Annotated in this window: 22 protein-coding genes, 1 pseudogene and 2 riboswitches; of the genes and pseudogenes, 18 read left to right on the top strand and 5 right to left on the bottom strand. The window is 27.9% G+C overall.

The window, feature by feature from the left end:
- Positions 1–84 precede the first annotated feature (84 nt).
- A complete protein-coding gene (locus B2W91_RS10540) occupies positions 85–303 on the bottom strand; it encodes a DUF5412 family protein (protein ID WP_291580613.1) in 219 nt (72 codons plus the stop codon).
- Positions 304–699: 396 nt separating this feature from the next.
- On the opposite strand from B2W91_RS10540, the gene B2W91_RS10535 reads away from it, so the two are divergent.
- Both B2W91_RS10535 and B2W91_RS10530 read left to right on the top strand, forming a co-directional pair.
- Positions 700–1200 carry a sigma-70 family RNA polymerase sigma factor gene (locus tag B2W91_RS10535; protein ID WP_291580612.1) on the top strand — a complete coding sequence of 167 codons (501 nt, stop codon included), beginning with the start codon at positions 700–702 and terminating at the stop codon, positions 1198–1200.
- Complete coding sequence (locus tag B2W91_RS10530; RefSeq protein ID WP_291580610.1) at positions 1187–2209, top strand: anti sigma factor C-terminal domain-containing protein; 1023 nt, start codon at positions 1187–1189, stop codon at positions 2207–2209. The genes B2W91_RS10535 and B2W91_RS10530 overlap by 14 nt, the downstream gene beginning before the upstream one ends.
- Before the next feature lie 63 nt (positions 2210–2272).
- On the opposite strand, the gene B2W91_RS10525 is transcribed toward B2W91_RS10530, so the two are convergent.
- On the bottom strand, positions 2273–2983 hold the full coding sequence (locus tag B2W91_RS10525) for a hypothetical protein (protein ID WP_291580608.1): 711 nt from the start codon (positions 2981–2983) through the stop codon (positions 2273–2275).
- 216 nt (positions 2984–3199) lie between these two features.
- On the opposite strand from B2W91_RS10525, the gene sfsA reads away from it, so the two are divergent.
- Together sfsA and B2W91_RS10515 are read left to right on the top strand one after the other, a co-directional pair.
- Entirely contained in the window at positions 3200–3892 is a 693-nt protein-coding gene (gene sfsA, locus B2W91_RS10520) for a DNA/RNA nuclease SfsA (protein WP_291580606.1), read from the top strand.
- A gap of 76 nt (positions 3893–3968) precedes the next feature.
- Positions 3969–4499: an NAD(+) diphosphatase gene (locus B2W91_RS10515; protein WP_291580604.1), complete on the top strand. Its 531-nt coding sequence runs from the start codon at positions 3969–3971 to the stop codon at positions 4497–4499.
- A 208-nt stretch (positions 4500–4707) separates the two neighbouring features.
- Here the strand turns inward: B2W91_RS10515 and B2W91_RS10510 are convergent, their stop codons facing one another.
- Both B2W91_RS10510 and B2W91_RS10505 read right to left on the bottom strand, forming a co-directional pair.
- Positions 4708–5049, bottom strand: coding sequence for a hypothetical protein (locus B2W91_RS10510; protein ID WP_291580603.1), 342 nt, complete (start codon positions 5047–5049; stop codon positions 4708–4710).
- Complete coding sequence (locus tag B2W91_RS10505; RefSeq protein WP_291580601.1) at positions 5049–6305, bottom strand: DUF1576 domain-containing protein; 1257 nt, start codon at positions 6303–6305, stop codon at positions 5049–5051. The genes B2W91_RS10510 and B2W91_RS10505 overlap by 1 nt, the downstream gene beginning before the upstream one ends.
- 162 nt (positions 6306–6467) lie before the next feature.
- Here B2W91_RS10505 and B2W91_RS10500 point away from each other — a divergent pair, with 162 nt between their 5' ends.
- The 10 genes from B2W91_RS10500 (at position 6468) to B2W91_RS21040 (ending at position 18015) form a co-directional block, all read left to right on the top strand.
- Positions 6468–7151 carry a hydrolase gene (locus tag B2W91_RS10500; RefSeq protein ID WP_291580600.1) on the top strand — a complete coding sequence of 228 codons (684 nt, stop codon included), beginning with the start codon at positions 6468–6470 and terminating at the stop codon, positions 7149–7151.
- A gap of 18 nt (positions 7152–7169) precedes the next feature.
- Positions 7170–7337 carry a hypothetical protein gene (locus B2W91_RS10495; protein WP_291580598.1) on the top strand — a complete coding sequence of 56 codons (168 nt, stop codon included), beginning with the start codon at positions 7170–7172 and terminating at the stop codon, positions 7335–7337.
- Positions 7338–7632: 295 nt separating this feature from the next.
- A complete protein-coding gene (locus tag B2W91_RS10490; RefSeq protein WP_291580596.1) occupies positions 7633–7818 on the top strand; it encodes a hypothetical protein in 186 nt (61 codons plus the stop codon).
- A 202-nt stretch (positions 7819–8020) separates the two neighbouring features.
- Positions 8021–9097 carry a pyridoxal-phosphate-dependent aminotransferase family protein gene (locus B2W91_RS10485; RefSeq protein ID WP_291580594.1) on the top strand — a complete coding sequence of 359 codons (1077 nt, stop codon included), beginning with the start codon at positions 8021–8023 and terminating at the stop codon, positions 9095–9097.
- Between the two features lie 306 nt (positions 9098–9403).
- Positions 9404–10315: a D-2-hydroxyacid dehydrogenase gene (locus B2W91_RS10480; RefSeq protein ID WP_291580593.1), complete on the top strand. Its 912-nt coding sequence runs from the start codon at positions 9404–9406 to the stop codon at positions 10313–10315.
- A 28-nt stretch (positions 10316–10343) separates the two neighbouring features.
- Entirely contained in the window at positions 10344–11588 is a 1245-nt protein-coding gene (locus tag B2W91_RS10475) for a DUF1015 domain-containing protein (RefSeq protein ID WP_291580591.1), read from the top strand.
- 227 nt (positions 11589–11815) lie between these two features.
- Positions 11816–11976: riboswitch (M-box (ykoK) riboswitch) on the top strand.
- A gap of 75 nt (positions 11977–12051) precedes the next feature.
- Positions 12052–12183, top strand: coding sequence for a hypothetical protein (locus B2W91_RS10470; RefSeq protein ID WP_291580589.1), 132 nt, complete (start codon positions 12052–12054; stop codon positions 12181–12183).
- A gap of 170 nt (positions 12184–12353) precedes the next feature.
- Entirely contained in the window at positions 12354–14999 is a 2646-nt protein-coding gene (gene mgtA / locus B2W91_RS10465; protein WP_291580587.1) for a magnesium-translocating P-type ATPase, read from the top strand.
- A gap of 294 nt (positions 15000–15293) precedes the next feature.
- The gene (locus B2W91_RS10460; protein WP_291580585.1) at positions 15294–16088 is read left to right on the top strand and encodes a tRNA threonylcarbamoyladenosine dehydratase; all 795 of its coding nucleotides are present in this window, start codon (positions 15294–15296) and stop codon (positions 16086–16088) included.
- Positions 16089–17805: 1717 nt separating this feature from the next.
- Complete coding sequence (locus B2W91_RS21040; protein ID WP_414633119.1) at positions 17806–18015, top strand: ATP-binding protein; 210 nt, start codon at positions 17806–17808, stop codon at positions 18013–18015.
- Positions 18016–18032: 17 nt separating this feature from the next.
- Here B2W91_RS21040 and B2W91_RS10455 read toward each other — a convergent pair whose 3' ends face one another.
- On the bottom strand, positions 18033–19229 hold the full coding sequence (locus B2W91_RS10455) for a class I SAM-dependent methyltransferase (RefSeq protein WP_291580584.1): 1197 nt from the start codon (positions 19227–19229) through the stop codon (positions 18033–18035).
- A 323-nt stretch (positions 19230–19552) separates the two neighbouring features.
- Between B2W91_RS10455 and B2W91_RS10450 the strand changes: the two genes are divergently transcribed.
- From B2W91_RS10450 to mgtE, 4 genes and pseudogenes are all read left to right on the top strand, one after another.
- On the top strand, positions 19553–19909 hold the full coding sequence (locus B2W91_RS10450) for an MFS transporter (RefSeq protein ID WP_291580583.1): 357 nt from the start codon (positions 19553–19555) through the stop codon (positions 19907–19909).
- Entirely contained in the window at positions 19857–20012 is a 156-nt protein-coding gene (locus B2W91_RS10445; protein WP_291580614.1) for a hypothetical protein, read from the top strand. Before B2W91_RS10450 ends, B2W91_RS10445 begins: the two co-directional genes overlap by 53 nt.
- 108 nt (positions 20013–20120) lie before the next feature.
- Positions 20121–21059 carry a GNAT family N-acetyltransferase gene (locus B2W91_RS10440; protein WP_291580581.1) on the top strand — a complete coding sequence of 313 codons (939 nt, stop codon included), beginning with the start codon at positions 20121–20123 and terminating at the stop codon, positions 21057–21059.
- Positions 21060–21132: 73 nt separating this feature from the next.
- Positions 21133–21298, top strand: a riboswitch (M-box (ykoK) riboswitch).
- Positions 21299–21502: 204 nt separating this feature from the next.
- Positions 21503–22841 (top strand): annotated as a pseudogene (gene mgtE / locus B2W91_RS10435) (magnesium transporter).
- Positions 22842–23433 lie beyond the last annotated feature (592 nt).

The following is a 23433-nucleotide window of genomic DNA, read 5'->3' as shown; positions in this document are numbered from 1 at the left end:
CGATCCCCCGGTGAGCCACCAATCCTTAGTACAATGTACTAAGGATTTTTTATTTACTAGGAAATTAATGTTATCTTTAATATTTTAACGTCTCCAATCATAGCTGCCATTGCCATTAGGTAAATATATTATATGATTATTTATCTTAATAGTTTTATCCTCAGTCCATTCTACTTCGATATCACTTATTTTATATTCCCAATAAAAATTTTTACTCCTATTTTTATTGATGTTTTCTATCAATTCTGCTCTAACAGCGTAAGTGAAATAATAATCATTGCAAAAATAAACTTCCTTTTTCACATAAATACCATTCTTCTGTTTTACTATCAATTTATTTTTTTACAGTTAATATTAATGTATATTTAAGTATGCTGCCCATTAATGTTTTAATCCACAGTATAGTGCAATATCCATTCAACAATATATGATAAAACTATTTGCTGTTACAATCGAGCAATTATAAAATTTTTAATTTCAACTGTGAAATATCTACAGTTACTCATTGTGAATCATTAAGTTTAATTAAATAAGTGTACATTTAAATAATTTGATATCATAAGGATATAGATTAATTTTGGAAATATCATGTTTATTTTAAAATATATTGTTTACTTTTTACATAATTAATCGTTATATATATGAATGCATTTTTAAAATTACTTGATACAGTAAAATATTTATATATGGGAGAGTTAAATGAATGATGAATTGATAAATAAATTGTTCAAAGATAATACGAAAGTAATATATAAGTATCTTTTAAAAATAGGTTGTAGTCATCATGATGCTGAGGACATTATACAAGATACCATGTGCAAAACTATAGAGTATATTGATGTCATTGATATAAATAAAATTAGTTCATGGCTATTTAAAGTAGCTTTAAATAAATATTATGACTTATGTAGAAAAAAATCTAAATATCCTTCTGTAAATATAGATGATAAAAATTTTATAACTTCTATTTTTAATGAAGTTAATACTCAATGTAATGATCAAATAGATATAAAGTCTATATTAAATAGATTAAATCCAACCTATAGAAATTTACTAATACTTAAATACGATATTGGATTATCATATAAAGATATATCTAAAGTTTTAGCTATGAGTGAAGATAAAATAAGAACATATCTTTATAGAGCTAGAAAAAGTTTTAAAGTGGAATATGGAGGAAAGTGTAGTGGGGAAAACTAATAAAAATCTAGATGAAGAATTAGTATTTAATATTGAAGAGAAAGGTATAGAAGATATATTCACCAATAAAAAAATCAGAAGATCTATTAGAATAACAAAAATAAAATCACTAGTGAAAACAGTGTTTATATTTTTTGTATGCCTAATAACTACTTATTTTGCAAATAATTATTACCTGGATTATTTAGATAACAAAATTGTACAACAAAATGAACATTATTTAGATATTTCATCACCAAATGTTGTACGTAATGGTACTAGCTATCAAGGGGGATTTTTTTCAAGACATGCTATCTCTGGATATGATAAATATATAAATGGAATCCGTATAAGTCTAGGTGGCATTGAATATAATTATGGAATTAGCGGCAAAATTGAACAAACTGTAGATATCGTGGCTAATGCTCCAAAAAACTATGAAGATATTGAAGAAGAAACAACATATAATGACTTAGGTCACAGGTTAATGAAGTTTTATCATCCAAAAGTTAATTTTAAAAGATATAAGAATGATTTAAGTTTATTAGAGGAATTAGAAGATAGCAAAAACATAGAAATGGCATTATCTCTTGATAGGGATTATTCAGTTAGTGAAGTTCAAAAATTGATTCCTGAAAATATAGATTTGGCTTGGCATTGGGTAGATACATTTAATGAAGATGAAATAATTAAAATGAATGATACTACCAACCCAGATAAAGTATTAATAGAAACTTCTGATAGCATGGTTGGATTTATGGGTAGTGCTAAGGGGAGAGGTTCATCAAATAAGCGATACGAAAAACCTGAGGAAAGGTTTATTTTGGATTTAGAAAGTTTGGATAAGAAACACAAAGATAAATGTAAAGATATATTTGAAATATTAGAAGATGGTAACGGAAATATAAATGCAAAAAAAATTAGAATAATAGGGGTAGTAGTTACTGGGGACAAAAAATCTTTATCCACACTTAGGGATAAAACGTGGATAAAAGCATCAAGTTTTGGGGTAATTGTGGATAAGTATTAAAAATTATAAAAGAATATATAATAAATTGAATTGTAAATAAAAAAGCGTGATTAATTATCACGCTTAATTTGCCTTAAATAATTTTTTTGTAAAATCAAGACAAGGAGTTTGACTATCACCAAAGCTAGGCAAAGTTCTTGTGAAATTAGTAAGACCTAAGCCTTCAGTATAAGTTTTAGTTTCTTTGTAAGTATTATTTCCAAAGCCTTCAATGTTATTGACTGTAGTTTCCGTCTGTATTATTCTCTTGCCCTCTTCATTTTTACCTATAGTTATTATCTTAGTAGATGCAGTATATTCTTTAGACCTATAATTAAAATTTTCAGTCCAAGTATTATCTACAACTAAAGGGGATATAAGAATTTTACTATCCTTAATTATAGATTGAGAGTGAACATCGTTAGGGACATCAATGATTTGCCTTACAGAATTACCATCGAGTATATAACTAAGTTTTATATTTAATTTTGACTCATCCAGACCTTCATTGCTCATAGGAATTACTTTACCAGATATGTTAACTATAGTTTCGCTATCATTACTTTCTGTGCTACTCACGTTTATTTCTTCTGCGTATTCTAGACTTCCACTATAATATAAAGTAGTATCTTCTTGTAATTTAAAAAATTTATATAATACTTTATCCTTAGTAGGGGAAATGTCTTCGCCATAAGCTACCTTAAGAACATCTTTCTTAAAAAACACAAAGGTTAGTATTGATATAACAAAAATGATTAATATAGCAATAATAACTTTTTTATTGCAGCTTTTCATAATACATTCCTCCATATATTTTTCCGGCATAATGTTTTATAATCTTATTATATACAAATAACTAATATATAAGTTACAAATAAATTATATATTTATTACATATTTGTTACAAATAAAATTTATATGTTACAAATTTTACATTATAATTTTACATTAATATTACAATATTAATATAGATAGAATTCAAATAAAATGAAAATTTATGGAGATGGCAATATGAAAATTAATAATAATATAGTAAAAGTTGAGTTTATAAGAAGACCCAATAGATTTCAAGGATATGTTATCATAGATGGTAAAGAAGAATTAGTACATGTACCGAATACAGGAAGATGTAAGGAGATATTGATTCCAGGATGTACTGTAGTGTTAAGAGAGGAAAATGCACCTACTAGAAAAACAAGGTATGACCTTATTGCAGGATATAAAGGAGATAAGCTTATAAATATAGACTCACATATTCCAAATAAAGTAGTAGAAGAAGCTTTAAAGTTAGGAAATATACCTTCTTTAAAAAAGTATAATATTATAAATAGAGAAAAAACCTTTGGAAATAGTAGGTTTGATTTTAAGTTAAGTAATGACGATGAAGAAGAATATTATCTAGAAGTAAAAGGAGTAACACTTGAAGAAGATAAAAAAACTATGTTTCCTGATGCTCCTACGGAGAGAGGTAGAAAGCATTTGTTAGAATTAGTAGATGTAAAACATACAGGAAGAGGAGCAGGAGTTCTATTTTTAATTCAAATGAATGATATTGAAAGTTTTTCTCCTCATGATAAAATGGATAAAGAGTTTGGGGAAGCATTAAGATATGCAAGATCAAAAGGAGTAGATATTTTTGCTTATGAATGTGAAGTTGGGGATGACTTTATAACTTTAAGTAAAGAGGTTAAGGTTATACTATAAATTAAAAGCTTAAAAACGATAAACTAAGAGTAATAAGTTTAAATTTAAGAAATAAGGGTAAGAAAGAGGAGATTCTATGATTTATAATTATTGTCCTATTTGTGGAAATAAGCTTATTGAAAGAAGTAGCTGGGATGAAGGAACAGTACCATACTGTGAAAATGATGATATATTTTTCTTTAACACACCTAAGCCTTGTGTAGTAGTAGCGGTAGTAAGAGAAACAGAAATACTTCTTTTAAAGCAAAGTTATATATTTAAAAATTCTAAGGTCCTGGTATCAGGATATGTTACAAATGGAGAGACAGTAGAGGAGACTGTTTATAGAGAGGTTAAAGAGGAGACAGGAATTACCATAGGAAATGTTAAATATTTAGGGAGCCAATGTATAGAAGATAAGGACTTATTAATGCTTACTTTTGTAGCAAAATATGAAGAAGGAGAAATAAATAAATCTTCAGAAGTAGAATGGGTAGGTTGGCATGATTTAGATATAGCTCTTTGTGAAATGGTAGAAGATAAGATAGGAAAAAATGTAGTTAAACATATATTAGATGAACTTAAAATAGAAAGTAAAACATGCACATATAATTGGGAATCTAATTAAAAGTCAACAATGTAAATAAATTTTTAGCTAGTATTGAAAGTTTCATATAAAAGTTAAAGCAAGAGATTTTCAAAATTTATTTTTAATATAAGAATTTCTAAGTTATTTGAAGAAGTAGTTTTAAATTTTATAAAATAACTATTATCTATGAAATTATAAAATAAAGCTTCTTAGTATAGTTTAAGAAGCTTTTTAAGTTATTAATTACTTAAGTTAATCTCACTAATTCAATTTTAAGTTCATTATTATTATATTCTATATTAACATCATCTGTCATCATTCCTACTAATGCAAGCTCACAATCAGTATCATCATCGCCATTTAAATTCCAATAATATTCTTCCATTTCAGGTCTTCTTGGGGTAGATAATGATAGTTTAATTTCATTAAAGATATTTTCAGGTAAATTATTTATATGTGCTTTTATAAAAATAGTAGTTTTTTTCTCTTCTCTTTTTAAATTTAGATCTATATTATGACAACCATGGTTAAGACAAAACATCATAATTTCATCTACTATTTTCATATTCCTTTGGTTAATATGTTTCATTAGTTTTCTTGCTCCTTTCTAAATGCAGTTATTAGCGGGACTAATATCATAGCTACAAAGCCAGCAGCAAAACCATTATGATATAAATTCATTCCACCATGAATATACCCTATGTTCATTACCATACATATATGTAAAAAGCCAGATAAAACTCCATAATACCATCCAAAATGTCCTCCAATAGGACACAAAGTAGTGCTAAAGAGTATACCTAAAATCATACCTGGCGAAGTTATATCCCATACATTTAATAGTGCAGAAATAGTTGCACCTAGTATAACTGGAAATATATTTTTTAAGTGCTTTCCGAAAGCTCCAAATCCTGCTACTGTAAATATACCTGAAACAGTTGCACCATTTAAATCTCCTCCAATAGCCATTACAAAAGCTGTTGCAAAGATCCCAAGCATACCCATATTAATAAATGTAAGACTTTTTCCAAATATAGAGTAATAATCACTTACTAATCTTCCAGAATGGTTATATAATGTAAATAAGTTCTTTAAATATTTTTTATCGGAAAAATATCCTATTAATATCATTGAGGTAAAGAGGAATAATAATATTAAGAATAAAAGTGTATTATTACCAGTTGACCATAAAAGCTTTTTTTCAAACTCCACTCCAAAAGCACTAAAGATTGAGGTTAGGCCTGTACAAATGAGACCACCAGCGAGGCCTATATTTGCTAAACTATAACCCTGATGAAGCCTTAAGGTATAAGAAGCCATAGGAGCTAATATAAATCCTAAAAAAATACTTATAGATAAACTAACTATAATTGATAAATAAAAAGGTAAGAAATCTGAAAAAAGTAATTCGCCAACTATTGGAGATAAGGTTGTCCCAAAGAGCATTATTACTATAAAATTGGTGAATGGCAGTTTTTGAGATTTAGAGTATAGAAATATACCTATAGCTATAGGCCAGATATTCAAAATATTTTTTCCGAGTAATGAAAAGCCAGCAGTGGTAAATAAACCAGCTAATATAGCGCCATTGGGTTCAACTTTTAAAATAAGTAATAAAACAATGAAACTTGTTATTACTAGTGCTGAATTTATAAATGAAGCCCCAAGGCCAGATAATTCAATATAATCGGTTATTAAAACATCTGATTCAAGAATAATTTTTTTTAATCCTATTACTATATCTTTAGGGTTTTCAAGAACAAATGCAATTATTGTTATTAATAAACAATATCCTAAAAGGAAATAATAGGGAAAATATGTACTTTTTTCAATACGTTTATACATATACTCCTCCTCACGGGTATTTAGATTTTTGTGAGTATAGTATATCATAGATGAATATACAACTGATATAAATTTTAGTAAAAAATAATTGTTTAAAGTGTTATAATAATGTAATATTAATTATACTAATCAGTTTAAAAATTATACGGGAAGGAGAAAAAAATGAGAAAACATGTGCCAGAATTTAAAGGATTATTAAGAAGCCATATGATCGAACTTCCTAAGGCTATTAGAGATGCAAGTGGTATTATTATTTTTGGTAAGAGATTAAAAAGTTTTGTATTTTCCACAGATGTAGCTGTTATTAGGAATACAAATGCAGATGCAGTAATTGCAGTCTATCCTTTTACTCCTCAGCCGAGAATAACAGAGGCGCTTCTTTTAGCATCAGATGTTCCAGTTTTTTGCGGAGTTGGAGGTGCTATTACCACGGGAAAAAGAGTAGTAAATTTAGCATTAGATGCTGAGTTTAAAGGTGCAATGGGAGTTGTAGTTAACTCTTCTACTCCTAATGAAGTTATTAAAAAAATGAGAGAAACAATAGATGTTCCTATAGTTGTGACAATTGTCTCAGAATTTGAGGATATAGAGTCACGAATAAAAGCTGGTGTTACAATATTAAATGTATCAGGTGCTAAAAGAACAGCATATATAGTTAGGCAAATAAGAGAGAAATATCCGGAATTTCCAATAATGGCCACAGGAGGACCAAATGAAGAGAGTATTAGAGAAACTATTGAAGCTGGTGCCAATGCTATAACGTATACTCCACCTAACACAGGAGATATATTAAATGAAATAATGATTGCTCATAGAGATAGATATGAATTAGAACAAGAAGAGTAGTTTGTGAGGAAATATTTAATGAAAGCAGATATTGTAGTTTTTAATTGCAAAAAGTGTCCAGAATATATTTCTAATGATTGTGACGGAAAGGCAAATAATTGCATGTGTAAAAATTGCCCAAGGAATTTAGCACAATGTGTAATAACTAAATACTGTAGAGAAACTGAATCAATTATAGAAATATAAAACTCTTTGGTAGTNNACTACCAAAGAGTTTTATATTTTAAAGAGAAAAAAGTATTAATCATAATAAAGCATCTTTAAAAAATAATTAGTTATTACGTTTTATATCATGCTCTGCCAACTAAATCTATTTATAACGTCAATATAATCTGATCTTCCTTAGCTATTTTATTAAGAAAACTTATTATATACTATAGCTATTTATATATTTTATAGATGAATAAAAATATATTTTAAATAGAAAATAAGGTTATAAAGCTAATTTTCAATAGTATAATTAAGATTGGAGGCATCAATTGTGATATCAAGTGAAATAAAGATGAGAATTGCACAAAATTGTCATGGTTATCAAGGAAGAAGCACATTTTCTATGATGAGTTTTGTAGAATCGAGTCAAAGTTGTAGTAATTGTAAGAATTATGTCAGAGGCCATTGTGTTAAAAATCTATTTGATGGTATTTACGACAATATACGTATTAATTAATTGATGTTTTATTGAAAAATTAAATATAGAATTACAGGCATTAAAAAAACTAAAAATATTCAAAATTTTAAATAAATTGTGATAAGTAATTATATTCATAACTTGATGAATTTTACCATAAATGGTAAAATAATATTGTTTTTAAGGTAACTTAAAATTATAAATAAGGGGTTTATACCAATACGAATATGGAGGGTTTGTTATGCATAAAAGACTATTTATACCTGGTCCAGTAGATGTAGCACCAGATGTACTGGAAAAAATGGCGAGTCCTATGATAGGGCATAGAAGTAAAGAAGCTTCAAGAGTTCAAAGGGCTATAAGCGACTATATGAGAATTATATTTAATACTAAGGAAGAAATATTACTTTCAACAACTTCAGGTAGTGGATTAATGGAAGGTGCCGTACGTTCATGTACTGCAAAAAGAGCTGCTATATTTTCAGTAGGAGCTTTTGGTAACAGATGGTATGATATGGCTGTTGCTAATGGTGTTCCAGCTGATAAATTTGAAGTTGAATGGGGTACTGCGACAACTCCAGAACAAGTAGATGAAGTATTAGCTACTGGAAAATACGATTTAATAACAGTAACTCATAATGAAACTTCTACAGGCATTATGAATCCACTTGATGAAATAGCTAAAGTGGTTAAAAAATATCCAGATGTAGTATTTTGCTTAGATACAGTAAGCTCTGCAGCAGGAACTGAATTAAAGGTTGACGAATGGGGCGTTGATATTTGTATAACTTCAACTCAAAAAGCTATAGGACTTCCTCCAGGAATGTCAATGTGTACATTCTCTAAGAAGGCTATTGAAAGGGCTAAGCAGGTTCCAAATAGAGGAATTTATTTAGATTTATTAGTATTGTATGAATATATACAAAAGAAAGATTATCAATATCCTTCAACTCCATCATTATCACATATGTTTGCATTAGAATATCAATTAGATAAAATTATAAATAAAGAAGGCTTAGAAAATAGATATAATAGACATATAGAAGGTGCTAAAATAGTTAGAGCATGGGCTGCAAAACATTTTGAAATATTACCACAAGAGCCATATATGTCAAATACATTAACTAATATTAAAAATACAAGAAATATTGATATAGCTGCTTTAAATAAAGCATTAGGAGAAAGAGGATATCAAATTTCTAATGGCTATGGAAAACTTAAGGACAAGACTTTTAGAATAGCTCATATGGCAGAGACAAAACCAGAAGAATTGGTAGAGCTGTTAAAAGTAATTGATGAAATATTAGGGCTTGAATAACTTTAAATAGAAAATTAAGAATGGAGAATAAAATAATTTTTCATTCTTAATTTACATTAGGCATTAATAAACAAATAAATAGTCAATATGATAGTTTACCTCATGCTCTACTAGAGCTACATATTTTACTTATGTCAAGATTATTAATAAAAATATGATTGCCTTTATAAGAGAAAGTATTCTTTTTATCTTTGTCTAGTTATTTAGATGCCTTAAAGGAATAGTTGCTACTAATAAATCATTAAATACTTTTATTTTTATTATCGAAAATAATTATTAAAAAATAAATAAGATGGGGGTATATTTATGATAAGAATATTGGTTACAGACGGAATGGAAGCTAGTGGTGTTGAAAGCTTAAGATCTAAAGGATTTGAAGTAGTAGAACAGTTCTACGAGCCAGAAGATTTAGGAAATGTCCTTAAAGAATTTGATGTTGTAGTAGTAAGAAGTGCAACAAAAGTTAGACAACCTATCATAGATAAGGCTGTTGAAGCTGGAAGATTGAAACTTATAATTCGTGGTGGAGTTGGTGTTGATAATATAGATGTAGCTTATGCTGAAGGAAAGGGAATAAAAGTTGCCAATACTCCAAATGCAAGTAGTGCATCGGTGGCGGAATTAGCACTTGCCCATATGTTTGCTATTACAAGATTTGTAAATATATCTAATGTTTCCATGAGAGAAGGGAAATGGGATAAGAAAAAATATGCAGGAACTGAGATAAGTGGAAAAACTCTTGGTTTGATAGGTTTTGGAAGAATTGCTAAAGAATTAGCTAAGAGAGCAAAAGTGTTAGGAATGAGGGTTATATACACAAATAGAAGTGGTAAAGTTGAAGGATATGATGAATTTGAATACGCTGCTTTAGAAGAATTATTACCACAAGTAGATTATTTATCTTTACACATTCCATTTGCAAAAGATAAAGGTGCTACTATAAGTAAGGCTCAATTTGATATGATGAAAGATGGAGCATATTTAATTAACTGTGCTAGAGGTGGAGTTGTTGATGAAGCAGCTCTAATAGCAGCTTTAAATAGCGGTAAAATAAAAGCAGCAGGAATAGATGTATTTGCCGAAGAACCAACTAAAAATACTGAGCTTGTAAATCATCCTAAGGTATCTGTTACACCACATATAGGTGCCTCAACTGTTGAGGCTCAAACAAGAATTGGAGAAGAAATAGTAAGTATTATTACTGAATTCTTCAAATAATATTCTAAAATGCAGAGGGGGAGGAAAAATGGCTGTAGTAAGACCGTTTAAAGGGATAAGGCCACAAAAAGAGTTGGTAGATAAAGTTGCTGCACTACCTTATGATGTCATGAACACTGAAGAAGCAAGAGAGATGGTAAAAGGAAACCCGTACTCTTTCTTACATGTTGATAAGGCTCAAATAGACTTAGAACCAAATATAAATCAATATGATAAGAGTGTTTATGAAAAAGCTAGAGAAAATCTTTATAACATGATAGATGAGAAAGTATATATAAGAGATAATGAATCTTGTATGTATATATATAGACAAATAATGGATGGAAGAGTTCAAACAGGTATAGTAGGATGCACTTCTATCGATGATTATATGAAAGATATAATTAAAAAGCATGAACATACAAGAGCAGAGAAAGAGCAAGATAGAATCAATCATGTTGATTATTGTAATGCAAATACAGGACCTATATTTTTAACTTATAAGAACGTATCTGAGATTGATAAAATTGTTATAGAGTGGACTGAAAAAGAGCCAGAATATAATTTCGTTTCAGAAGATGGAATAGCTCATATTGTATGGGTTATAAATGATAAAAATACTTTAGATAAATTGGAAAATTTATTTAAAGAAGTTAAGTATTTATATATTGCTGATGGTCACCATAGAGCAGCATCAGCTGTTAAAGTTGGACAATTAAGAAGAGAGCAAAATCTACAATATACTGGAGAAGAGGAATTCAATTTCTTTTTATCTGTAATTTTCCCAGCAGAAGATTTATATGTTATGGATTATAATAGAGTTGTAAAAGATTTAAATGGTCTTTCTACAGAGGAATTTTTAGATAAAGTAGCTGAAAAGTTTGATATAGAAGCTTATAACTGCTGTAATCAATATAAACCAGAAGAAAAAGGTACTTTTGGAATGTACTTAGATAAAAAGTGGTATAAGTTAACTACTAAAAAGGAGACTTTTGATGCAAAAGATCCAGTAGCAAGTTTAGATGTTTCAATATTACAAAATAATCTATTAAGACCGCTGCTTGATATAGAAGATCCAAGAACTAGCGATAGGATAGATTTTATTGGTGGAATAAGAGGGCTTAGAGAACTTGAAAAAAGAGTTGATAATGGTATGAAAGTAGCATTCTCAATGTACCCTACAAGTATAGTTGAACTTATGAACATAGCTGATGCAGGAGAAGTTATGCCGCCAAAATCAACTTGGTTTGAACCAAAACTAAGAAGCGGAATATTCGTTCACCAGCTAAAATAAATATATTTTATAAAAGACTCAAACATTTTGTGTGAATGTTTGAGTTTTTTATGAGATATATCTAAATTTATATTTTATTGAAATACTATTAGTAATAATTGCAAAGAAAGCCAATTGTTATAGATGACTTATTAGATGAATTAGTGACTTAACATAATCTTAACGTAATTTAATGAAAAAAACGTTGACGTATATAATTGATAAGAATACAATAATAGTGAAAATTAAATATACCTCGGTAGGTGAGGTTACTACAAGGATACGGGTTGCTACCGTGAAAGAGTGGAAACATTTTTAACTGGTTAGCAGGTTTTGCCGAACAAAGAAGGCTTAATCTAATGCAACTTCATTGCCTTGCAGAGCCAAAACTTGAACGAGAAAGTGTTGTTTATAATGCCTTCGTCATGTTTAAGTTTTGACGAGGTTTTTTTAATTTATTTTGAATTTTCAGGAGGTGAGAAGAATGGAGGCTGGCAGTAGTAGTACGGACAGTGGAGGTAAGTATATATATTTAAAGAACAATGGACATTTAATAGCAAACTCTATTTTTTCTTACAGGAGTTTGATAAAACCTATCATACATGTATCTTCTTAAAATATATACATTTTTGTTAATCAAATTTATTATCTTCACTGTTTCTTTATTGAATATAATTCGTATATTTATTGGCCTCAAATTAAATACTATTTTAAAAAGGTTTTAAAAAATATTTTTATTAACCTTTAGTTTCTTATTATCTTTTTTAGAATTTGGAGGTGTGAATTATGATTAAAAAAAGAAATGTGAGTATAGAAAAAAGAGTAGAAAATTCCGTAAACAGACTTATTAGTTTTAGTAAGATGAATTTAGAGGAAGTTTATAAAAAGCTTAATACAGATATTAATGGACTATCTAACAAAGATATAGAAGGCAGAGTTGAAGAATATGGACTAAATCAAGTAGCGCATGAAAGACCAACACCATGGTTTGTAGAGTTAATTAAAGCTTTTATAAATCCGTTTATCATAGTATTATTAGCACTTGCCGTTGTATCCTTAATAACTGATGTTATTCTTGTTGCACCAGAAGATAAAAGCTATGTAACAGTAATAATCATTAGTATAATGGTAATCATTAGTGGACTATTAAAATTTTTTGAAGAATTTAAATCTAGTAAAGCAGCAGAAAAATTAAAGGCATTAGTAAAAACTACCGCATTAGTCCATAGACAAGATATGGGAAAAAAAGAAATAGATATGGTAGAAATCGTTCCAGGAGATATAGTGTATCTTGCAGCAGGAGATATGATACCCGCTGATATAAGAATAATAACAAGTAAAGACTTATTTGTTAGCCAGTCATCACTTACTGGGGAATCAGAGCCTGTTGAAAAATATCCAAATTTAAAAGAAAAAGATAAGGATTTGGGAGTAACAGAACTTGATAATATTTGTTTATTAGGAACAAATATCATTAGTGGAAGTGCAACTGCTATAGTAGTTGCAACAGGAGATGATACCTACTTTGGTTCCATGGCATCCTCACTTTCAGGCCCAAGAGTTAAAACAAGCTTTGAAAAAGGTGTAAATAGTGTAAGTGTATTACTTATAAAATTTATGCTGATAATGGTACCTATAGTATTTTTTATAAACGGAATAAACACAGGTAGATGGTTAGAAGCACTTCTTTTTGCAGTATCTATTGCAGTAGGACTTACACCTGAAATGCTTCCTATGATTGTAACTTCAAATCTTGCTAAGGGTGCTGTTTCAATGTCTAAGCGCAAAACTGTAGTAAAAAAACTCGATGCTATACAAAACTTTGGAGCTATGGATGTATTATGTACTGATAAGACAGGTACACTTACTCTTGACAAGATAGTTGTAGAAAGACATTTAAATATTAATGGAGAAGAAGATATAAGAGTATTGAGACATGCTTATTTAAATAGTTCTTATCAAACTGGACTTCGTAATTTAATGGACGTTGCAATATTAGAACATGGAAAAGATCAAGGTTTTAATGAACTTGAAAAAAATTATATAAAAGTTGATGAGATCCCGTTTGATTTTTCAAGAAGAAGAATGTCAGTGGTATTAAAAAATAAGGATGGAAAAAGACAACTTGTAACAAAGGGCGCTGTTGAAGAAATGCTTTCAATATGTACTTTTGCAGAATACAATGGAAAAGTAGTGGAACTTACAGAGAAAATAAAAAATAAAGTTCTTAATATGGTGACTAAATTAAATAATGAAGGCATGAGGGTTATTGCAGTTGCACAAAAAAATAACATTCCTGATGAAAACACATTCAGTATAAAGGATGAAAGCAATATGGTGCTTATGGGATATATAGGATTCTTAGATCCACCAAAGGAATCAGCAGCAGAAGCAATAAAAGCATTAAAAGAAAATGGAGTAAATGTAAAAGTATTAACTGGCGATAATGATGCTGTAACGAAAAAGATATGCGAAGAAGTTGGATTAATAGTAGATAATATAATTCTTGGCTCTGATATAGAAAAAATCAGTGATGAAGAATTGTCAAAATTAGTAGATAGCACTAATGTGTTTGCTAAGCTTTCTCCACTTCAAAAGTCAAGAATTATTAAGGTGTTGCAGAATAAAGGGCACACTGTAGGATTTATGGGCGATGGTATCAATGATGCTGCAGCTCTTCGTCAGGCTGATGTAGGTATATCAGTAGATACTGCAGTAGATATAGCAAAGGAATCAGCAGATATAATTTTACTCGAAAAAAATCTAATGGTACTTGAAGAAGGGGTAATAGAAGGAAGAAGAGTTTTCGGAAATATAATAAAGTATATTAAAATGACTGCAAGCTCAAACTTTGGGAATGTATTTAGTGTATTAATTGCTAGTGCATTTTTACCATTCTTGCCAATGCTTCCTATTCATCTTTTAGTACAAAATTTACTTTATGATATTTCGCAAATATCAATTCCATGGGATACTATGGATAAGGAATATTTGAGAAAGCCAAGGAAATGGAATGCAGATGATATTAGTAGGTTTATGATTTTTATAGGACCAATAAGCTCCATATTTGATATAATTACCTATTTGGTAATGTGGTTTGTATTTAAGGCAAATACTCCAGCAATGCAAACATTATTCCAATCAGGTTGGTTTATAGAAGGATTATTATCACAAACTTTAATAGTCCATATGATTAGGACTAAGAAAATACCATTTATTCAAAGTAGAGCAACAGCTCCAGTCTTATTATTAACAGGTGCTATAGTTGTAGTAGGTATATTTATACCATTCACTTCTTTTGGAGCATCAATAGGACTTCAGGCACTACCAATGGCGTACTTCCCATGGCTTATAGGAATTCTTTTATCATATTGTATACTAACTCAAATAGTAAAAACTATGTATATTAAAAAATTTAATAAATGGTTATAATTAAAATAATTATATTAGAGAGCTCAAACATTTTATAATGAATGTTTGAGTTTTTTAGTAATATACGGATAAGTTTGTATATTAATTAAGATTTTAAGTTATATATAAAATTGTTACCAACACAGTAAATGGAATAATAGCTTAAAATAGTTAAATTTATCTATAATAAAACTAATAATACCTATGTAGAAGATGAATATAAGAATATATTTTATTAATAATATTTCTATTGATAATTTAATTGAAAAGAATTATTATTTAATATGTTTATAAAAAAAATAAAGGAGTGATTTTGTGGCTCAACATTCACTATCAAGAACAGAACTTTTAATTGGAGAGGCTCCATTGAATAAGTTAAAAGAAAGTAAAGTTGTAGTATTCGGAATAGGTGGAGTTGGAAGCTTTACTACAGAAGCATTAGCAAGAAGTGGTGTAGGAACACTTGTATTAATAGATGATGATGAAATATGTTTAACTAATATAAATAGACAAATACATGCAACCTATAAAACTATAGGGAAAAGTAAAGTGGAAACTATGAAAGATAGAATTCTTGATATAAATCCTAAATGTAATGTTATAACTCATCAAACCTTTGTAACTAAGGATAATATTCAAGAGATAATTACAGATGATGTAGATTATGTAGTAGATGCTATAGATACAGTATCATCTAAAATAGCTTTAATAGTTTATTGTGATGAAAAGAGTATACCAATAATAAGTTCTATGGGAACAGGTAATAAGCTAGATCCTACTCAATTTAAAATAGCAGATATATATGATACAAAGATATGTCCATTAGCTAAAGTGATGAGACATGAGCTTAGAAAAAGAGGAATTAGAAAAGTTAAAGTACTATATTCTGAAGAGATGCCAAGAAAACCTAAAACAGAAGATGTTATAACTTGCAAAACAGGTTGTGTGTGTACTGGTGGTTCTAAAAAATGTACTGCAAAACGACAAATACCAGGAAGTATATCTTTTGTACCACCAGTTGCGGGAATGATAATAGGTGGGGAAGTTATAAATGATTTAATAAAAGAAGCTCTTAAAATAGAGGACAGTAAGAAGGTATTAAGATTATAATTTGAGATATATTACAAAATAACTAGTCAGTATGCTAGTTATTTTGTTTCTTATAGATAAATAAAAATATATATCATAAAGTAGAGTTAACCTATATTTTATGATATATGAAATATAATAAATATTTATTATATTGAATAGTTTGTTCATAATTCTATATTTTTGAATTAAATGTAATAAATATAGTTTTTTTAAAATTTATATCAAATTAATTAGACGAAATAATACATTATTTGTATTATTTTATAAATAACAAATAGCTAGTAAAACTGGGGCTTTTAGAAAATAAAAACGTTTTAGTAGCACGATGTTTATTTCAAACAAATTAAAACAGTACTTGAAAAAATTTGAAAAAATGTCTTTTCTATAATAGAATTGAGGTATGGAAATATTTAAATGATTTTACGAAATGTATTATATATTGAACAAGAAAAAAGTATAGAATAAAGAGTTTAACTTTAAAGGAGGTTTTTAGCTAATAGATATATAATATTATAAATTTTATATTGTAGCTTATATCTGTTAAGCCTCATCATAATCTTATAGTGTAACTTTTCATAATTATAAAGATAAAGCGTATATGGGATATAAATTTAAGGAATTGGTAGTTGAAAGGCTTAGGGGTTAATAAGCTCTGCTAATTAAAAGGGGATAAGCAAATGGAGATACTTAATAAGTTTATAATTGGCTTTATTGAAGGAATTTGTATGTTAATATTATGGAGAAAACTAGGACTAAGAAATTATTTGCTTAAAAACACTCTTATAATAGCTATAGGAACATTAGTTGTGTCACTAATTAACTTTAATATATATGTTCAAGTGATTTTAAGTCAGTTAGTTATACTGCTTTTAATTTCATATGTTCATAAGAAGAATATTATTAAAACATGTATAGAATTCTTAATAGTTTTATCTTTAAATATGATACTTCAATTAATAGGTGTATGCATTTTTAAATTTTTGATTGGGACTTATAATAATACCTATTACTATAATTTAATAATTCAGTTAAGCATTCTTGTGTTTGTATATGTAATATGTAACGTTGTTTTCAAAAATAAAATCTACTACATAGAAAATATAGATAAAAAAGCGGTAGGCTTTTTTGTAATCAACTTATTAGGTTATATATTAATTTTAAAAATGATATGGAATTTTAACGAAAATATAATTTTTAAAAATATGGCTAAAATAATTTTTCTTATATCATCAATATTCATATTTAATATATTAATGTATTCTTATGTCACTAAAATTGAAAAACAAAAGAATAATGCTAAGGCACAAGAACAATATAATAGTATATTAAAAAGTCTAACAGAAGAGATAAGGCAACGGCAGCATGACTTTAGGAATCATTTAAATATTATTAATGGATTAGCACAAGTTAGTGATGAGAAAGAAGTTAAAGATAAGATAAAAGCTTACATAGGAAAACTGAGTAATTCTATGATGGATATAGAAAAAATAATATACATAGATAATACAATAATTAGAGCAATTATATATAGTAAATTTCAAGAGGCAAAAAAGAAAAACATGGGATTTTCCTATTGCATAACAAGTTCACTAGATAATATACCATTAGAAGAGTTTCAGATGTCAGAAATACTGAGCAATTTAATTGATAATGCTTTTGAAGCTGTTGAGAGTCAAGAGGATCAATTAATAGAAGTAGAGATATATGANNATATGAAGAAGAGGATAATAGTGTAATTGAAGTTAGAAATAGTGGAATAACAGTACAACCTGAAAATCTAGAGAAAATATTTGAACGAGGCTTTTCTACTAAAGGTGGAAAAGGTCGAGGATATGGTCTTTACAATGTAAAAAGAATTGTAGAGGGTACAGGGGGAAGTGCTCAGATATATTTAGAGGATAATTATACTGTTTTTAAATTAATGATAAAGAATAAAAAAGCATGATGAAAATCATGCTTTTTTTACCATTCGTTTAAAAAATTATATAATGCAGGATATACATTAAGATTTGATAATAGCATCATATATTCGTCCATTGCCTTAGGATTTTCTTCTCTTTTCTTTATAGCTCTTATCATTAAATTTTTAGGAGTTTCTAATGGAGATATATATTCTACCACAGAAACATCATAACCTTTTGCCTCAAGCATTAAACTTCTCATTCCATCAGTTAATATGTCTGCCATTCGCGATTTAAATACTCCATGTTTTAATATAGATTTGAAAGGTTCAAAACTATATTGGTTTAACATTTCTCTATGGCAGCATGGAACTGCTATTATTATGTCTGAATCTACCTTTATTCCTAATGCTAAGGCCATATCTGTTGCAGTATCACAAGCATGAAGAGATATAACTACATGAATTTTTTTATCTGGTGTATAGTTTTTTATATCTATAGCATGAAACTCCATATTTCTATATCCTAAGTTTTGTGCCATTTTTTTAGAACTTTCAATAACTCCTTCAGAATAGTCCAAACCTATAAAATGACATTTCCTTTTTTTCACTTCTGTTAAATAGTAATTAAGTACAAAAGATAAATAAGATTTACCACAACCACAATCTAATATGTTTATAGGAGTATTTTTAGGAAGGTCATCTAATATGCCCTCTAAAAGTTCTACATAGTAATCAATTTGATTATATTTTCTTACTTTATCATTTTTAATTTTTCCTTCTTTACTCATTATTCCAATTTCTTTAAGAAGTGAATCAGCTTTTCCTATTTTTATATAATAATCTCTATTTAATATTGTAGAAGTATTTCCATGGAAATTTAAACCTTTTTTGTTGGGGATATTAGGTGTAGAAGGGGTTTCTTCCTCCTCTACATCTACAGTTTTCATAGTTACATTTTTGTTATCAGCGGTTATCAAAATAGCTTCTCCACGCTCACTATAGGTCAAAGATATGGAGTCATAATTTTCAGCTTCTTTTATCACTTCATTAAATAGTTCAGATATGGTTAAAGCTTTTGTTATTCCATTAAAGTTATAATTTAATTTATCATCTTCAGGATTTGCTATACCTTTAAAGTTTTTTAAACCAGCAACATAATTAGTTGTTATGTGTTTAAAAATCGCATTATTTTCCTCAAATCTATTTTCTAATCCCATTAAAAAGAGTTTTAATTTATTAATATTAGCCTTATTCATGTTATCAAACCTCTCGTTTATTTTTATTATAAGTATATCAAAATCATTTATTTTCTAAAAGAATAAAGAATATTACAGATGTACTACTTTTAAATTTTCAAAATATAATGTTACAAATTTGTTGAAGTATTCAATAAGTAATAATTATACTATATAATTATTACTTGAGGGGGAAGATTTATTTGAAAAAAAGAAATAACTTGATGACATTAATTTTTATGTTTATAACCATGATTTTAATAGCTATGTAAGACAATATAAAGGGTGTTTTAATTCCTACATTTAAAGAAGATTTTTTAACAAATAATTCTAGCATAGGCTATATGATTACCATTGGATATATAGGATATATTTCTTTTACATATATAGGAGGATTACTTTGTGAAAAAATAGGTCAGAAAAAAGTATTCTTATTAGGGCTAGGGATATGTACTATTACTTTATCTTTATTTTCACAAATATCAAGGTATATTATGCTTCTAATATGTATGTTTTTATTAAATGTTAGAATAGAAATGCTTAGTATCAGCATTAATACTCTTCTATCTGTTGTCACCATGGGTTTTCAGGCAATAATAATGAATGCCACTCATTTTTGTTATGGATTAGGTTCAGTAGTAGGGCGATATGCAACAGGTAACTTATCCTACTATAGTTATTACTATAAGCAAGACTTTTAAGGACGATACAATATATATTACAGGGGTTATGATTATAGCAGCAAGCATTATAAATATGGTACTAAATAATATTATAGCTAAACTTAATGATTTAATTAATTAAAATTTAGCTTTTTATATAATACCTATGAGTTTACTAATATCTATAATCTTTGTGTCATTAATTTATAAAGATACTAAAAAAACTTTAGTTTAAGGTAGGGATTTTATAATGAATAAAGGAAAATGGGTTAGTTTAAATTTAGCAAATGGAAGTAGAAGAGATTACATAATAAGAGATAGTTTAGGTATAACTATAGGAAGAATATATATAATAGAAATAGATAATAATAATAAAAGTTGTTTGTTTAGGCTGAAGTTTTATAAAAGTAAAGAGGAAAGTTATGATTATTTAAAGGATACTCTTACTCTTATTTTAAATATATTATTTAAAAATAACAAAGTAAATAAGGTTAATGTACTTTGTGAAGAAGATATTAACTTAAATGCCTTTACTAATTTAGGATTTGAGCTTGAGGGAATTATATCAGATAATATAATACATAAATTAAAGTTAGAGCATGAACTTTTACTTGGTATAAATAAAAATAGTTACGAAAGAAACTATATAGAAAAAGAATTAATTTTGCATGGGAAAAGCATATACTTAAAGGTATTAACTCCGGAAGATTCAGGGGAAATATTAAATTATTACATTAGGAACAGGGAATATCTTACCCCTTTTGAGCCTTTAAGAGATGAAAATTTTTATACTTTAGAAGAGCAAACTGCAAGTTTAATTGAAAGCTATAAACAATTTATAAAGGGGCAGGCTGTTCATTTTGGAATTTATAAAGAAGGAAAATTTATAGGTAGGATCAAGATAAATAACATTATTATGGGTGTGTTTAGAAATGCATTTATTGGATACTCCATAGATGAGAATGAGCAAGGAAAAGGATACATGAAAGAGGCAGTAAAACTTGCAATAGATTATGCTTATGAAGAATTGGAGCTTCATAGAATAGAGGCTAGTACAATGGTATCTAATGAAAAGTCACAAAGAGTACTAAAAAGTTGTGGATTTCAAGAATTAGGTGTTAGCAAAGAATATTTATATATAAATGGAAAATGGCAAGATCATGTTGTTTTTTATAGAAACAAAAAATAATGAGTATTGGGTTTACTTTTATAGAGTATAGTAGTATTATAAATATGGTGATGATATAATTCACTATAAATTTAATAAATCTTGTTAGGTGAGGTTACTGTATGAAAATATGCCACTGCCCAGAAATGTCCAGAGACACCAATGGGTTAGCAGATACTATCGAATTAAGGTTTTATCTAATGTGGCTGAGAATTTCTCTACGTCTTACAGAGCTAAAACTCAACGAGTTGAGTGTGCTTTATATTAATGCACTTTATTGGAGCTTTTAATTTGAGTGTTCTAATCTCTTTACTCGTGGAGTAAAGAGATTTTTAATTTTGATTTTGGAGGTGGCTATCGTGGAAGATGGCGGGAGTTATAGTATTTTGAAAAAATTAATATTCACTGCTATTCATGTAGCCACAGAAAAAATGAATAGCAGTGCCTAATAGGAGGTATTGCATATGGAATTCAAAAAAGTATTAGATTTAATTAAAGCAAGTAAATTTGTTGATGCAAGAAATTTACTAATTGAGGAAAAATCAGTAGATATTGCTCAATTTTTAGAAGAAGTAGATAGAGATAAAATGCTAATTATATTTAGGATTTTACCAAAAGACATAGCTACTGAAGTATTTTCTTATATGTCTACAGAAGATGTACAATATATTATAGAAGCTATAACAGATGATGAACTTAGTCATATAGTTGATAAATTATTTTTAGATGACACTGTAGATATATTAGAAGAATTACCTGCGAATGTTGTTAAGAAGGTTCTTAAAAATACTAAAGAAGGTAAAAGAAGATTAATTAATACCTTTTTAAACTATCCAGATAATTCTGCAGGTAGCATAATGACTATAGAGTATGTGAGACTTAGAAAAGAAATGACAGTAAAGGAAGCTATTGATCATATTAANNAGAACAGGGCTAAATAAGGAAACAATAGAAACATGCTATGTAACTAATGAAAAGAGAAAATTAGAAGGTGTATTATCTATTAGAGATTTAATATTAAATGATGATAATGAAACCATTAAAAATATAATGGATGATAATATTATTTGCACTCATACATTAGATGACCAAGAAGAAGTAGCGGATTTATTTAAAAAATATGACTTTATAGCAATGCCAGTAGTAGATAATGAAAATAGATTAGTTGGTATTATAACTATAGATGATATAGTAGATATTATAGAACAAGAAAATACAGAGGATTTTCAAAAGATGGCTGCGATGGGGCCTTCAGAAGAAGAATATTTAAAAACTGGTGTATTTAATTTAGCTAAGAATAGAATAGTATGGCTGTTAGTTCTTATGATATCAGCTACATTTACAGGAAATATAATTAAAAGATATGATGACGTATTACAATCAGTGGTTATACTAGCAGCATTTATACCAATGCTAATGGATACAGGTGGAAATGCAGGATCCCAAGCTTCAACTCTTGTTATAAGGGGATTAGCTTTAGGTGAAATTGAATTAAGTGATGTATTTAAAGTACTATGGAAAGAATTAAGAGTTAGTGTTGTTGTCGGTATTGTACTAGCAGGGGTAAACTTTTTAAGAGTATATTTTTTAGAAAGAGTAGACTTTTATGTAGCAATAACAGTATGTATAACTTTATTTTTTACAGTAGTAATAGCAAAGGTAGTAGGATGTGTTCTTCCTATAGTTGCTAAACGCTTTAAACTAGACCCAGCTATAATGGCTAGCCCATTAATAACTACTATTGTTGATGCTTTAGCGTTAATACTATATTTTGGAATGGCAACGATGTTTTTAGGAATATAGGAAAAGGATTGGTGAGATAAACCAATCCTTTTTTTATATGCAAATTTGTCATAAACTTTATATTACTTCTTTAACCACATTTAGTATAGTACTCATATATTCTATTAAAATTAATTTCTTATTTATTTTCTTGATTAGTATCAATATTATTTTAATTTTAAGAAACCATAATTATCATTCTATATGAAATTTGTATCAAAGATAATCAATTATAAAATCATATTTAAAGCTTTACTTTAAAATTTAAGTTTTAATTATATGTGTTTTATTATGGATTTTTACAAGATAAAATGATAAATAAAGAACAAGTAAAATAAAACTATACCAGGTGTATCATTATAAAAAAAAGCTAGAAATATAAAGAAAAATAGAGAATGTTAAATTTAATAGTGAATTATAAGATATAAAGTATAAATATGTAATATGCTTTATGATAATATATTCCTTGTCGCCGCAACACAGACGTGTTAGCGACAAGCTGTTCAATTAACTTTTTAAATTAAATTAAAAAAGTTGTTGACAAGCAAAAAAATAGGTGATAAACTGATTAAGCAGTCGAAAAACGACGGCAAAAATTACTAAATAAATTGGT

It is taken from the genome of Clostridium sp. UBA6640 (assembly GCF_002455975.1).
Lineage (GTDB): Bacteria > Bacillota > Clostridia > Clostridiales > Clostridiaceae > Clostridium_J.
Note: the sequence above shows the minus strand (reverse complement) of the source record. Positions and strands in the feature narration are given on the sequence as shown.

Bases quoted from the DNA above. Each gene is read 5' to 3' on its own strand.
- B2W91_RS10535 (WP_291580612.1), top strand. From the start codon at position 700: ATGAATGATGAATTGATAAATAAATTGTTCAAAGATAATACGAAAGTA.
- B2W91_RS10480 (WP_291580593.1), top strand. From the start codon at position 9,404: ATGATAAGAATATTGGTTACAGACGGAATGGAAGCTAGTGGTGTTGAA.
- B2W91_RS10445 (WP_291580614.1), top strand. From the start codon at position 19,857: ATGCAACAGGTAACTTATCCTACTATAGTTATTACTATAAGCAAGACT.
- B2W91_RS10525 (WP_291580608.1), bottom strand. From the start codon at position 2,983: ATGAAAAGCTGCAATAAAAAAGTTATTATTGCTATATTAATCATTTTT.
- B2W91_RS10505 (WP_291580601.1), bottom strand. From the start codon at position 6,305: ATGTATAAACGTATTGAAAAAAGTACATATTTTCCCTATTATTTCCTT.
- B2W91_RS10475 (WP_291580591.1), top strand. From the start codon at position 10,344: ATGGCTGTAGTAAGACCGTTTAAAGGGATAAGGCCACAAAAAGAGTTG.
- B2W91_RS10495 (WP_291580598.1), top strand. From the start codon at position 7,170: ATGAAAGCAGATATTGTAGTTTTTAATTGCAAAAAGTGTCCAGAATAT.
- B2W91_RS10485 (WP_291580594.1), top strand. From the start codon at position 8,021: ATGCATAAAAGACTATTTATACCTGGTCCAGTAGATGTAGCACCAGAT.
- B2W91_RS10455 (WP_291580584.1), bottom strand. From the start codon at position 19,229: ATGAATAAGGCTAATATTAATAAATTAAAACTCTTTTTAATGGGATTA.
- B2W91_RS10470 (WP_291580589.1), top strand. From the start codon at position 12,052: ATGGAGGCTGGCAGTAGTAGTACGGACAGTGGAGGTAAGTATATATAT.
- B2W91_RS10500 (WP_291580600.1), top strand. From the start codon at position 6,468: ATGAGAAAACATGTGCCAGAATTTAAAGGATTATTAAGAAGCCATATG.
- B2W91_RS10515 (WP_291580604.1), top strand. From the start codon at position 3,969: ATGATTTATAATTATTGTCCTATTTGTGGAAATAAGCTTATTGAAAGA.
- B2W91_RS10440 (WP_291580581.1), top strand. From the start codon at position 20,121: ATGAATAAAGGAAAATGGGTTAGTTTAAATTTAGCAAATGGAAGTAGA.
- B2W91_RS10450 (WP_291580583.1), top strand. From the start codon at position 19,553: ATGATTACCATTGGATATATAGGATATATTTCTTTTACATATATAGGA.
- B2W91_RS10510 (WP_291580603.1), bottom strand. From the start codon at position 5,049: ATGAAACATATTAACCAAAGGAATATGAAAATAGTAGATGAAATTATG.
- sfsA (WP_291580606.1), top strand. From the start codon at position 3,200: ATGAAAATTAATAATAATATAGTAAAAGTTGAGTTTATAAGAAGACCC.
- mgtA (WP_291580587.1), top strand. From the start codon at position 12,354: ATGATTAAAAAAAGAAATGTGAGTATAGAAAAAAGAGTAGAAAATTCC.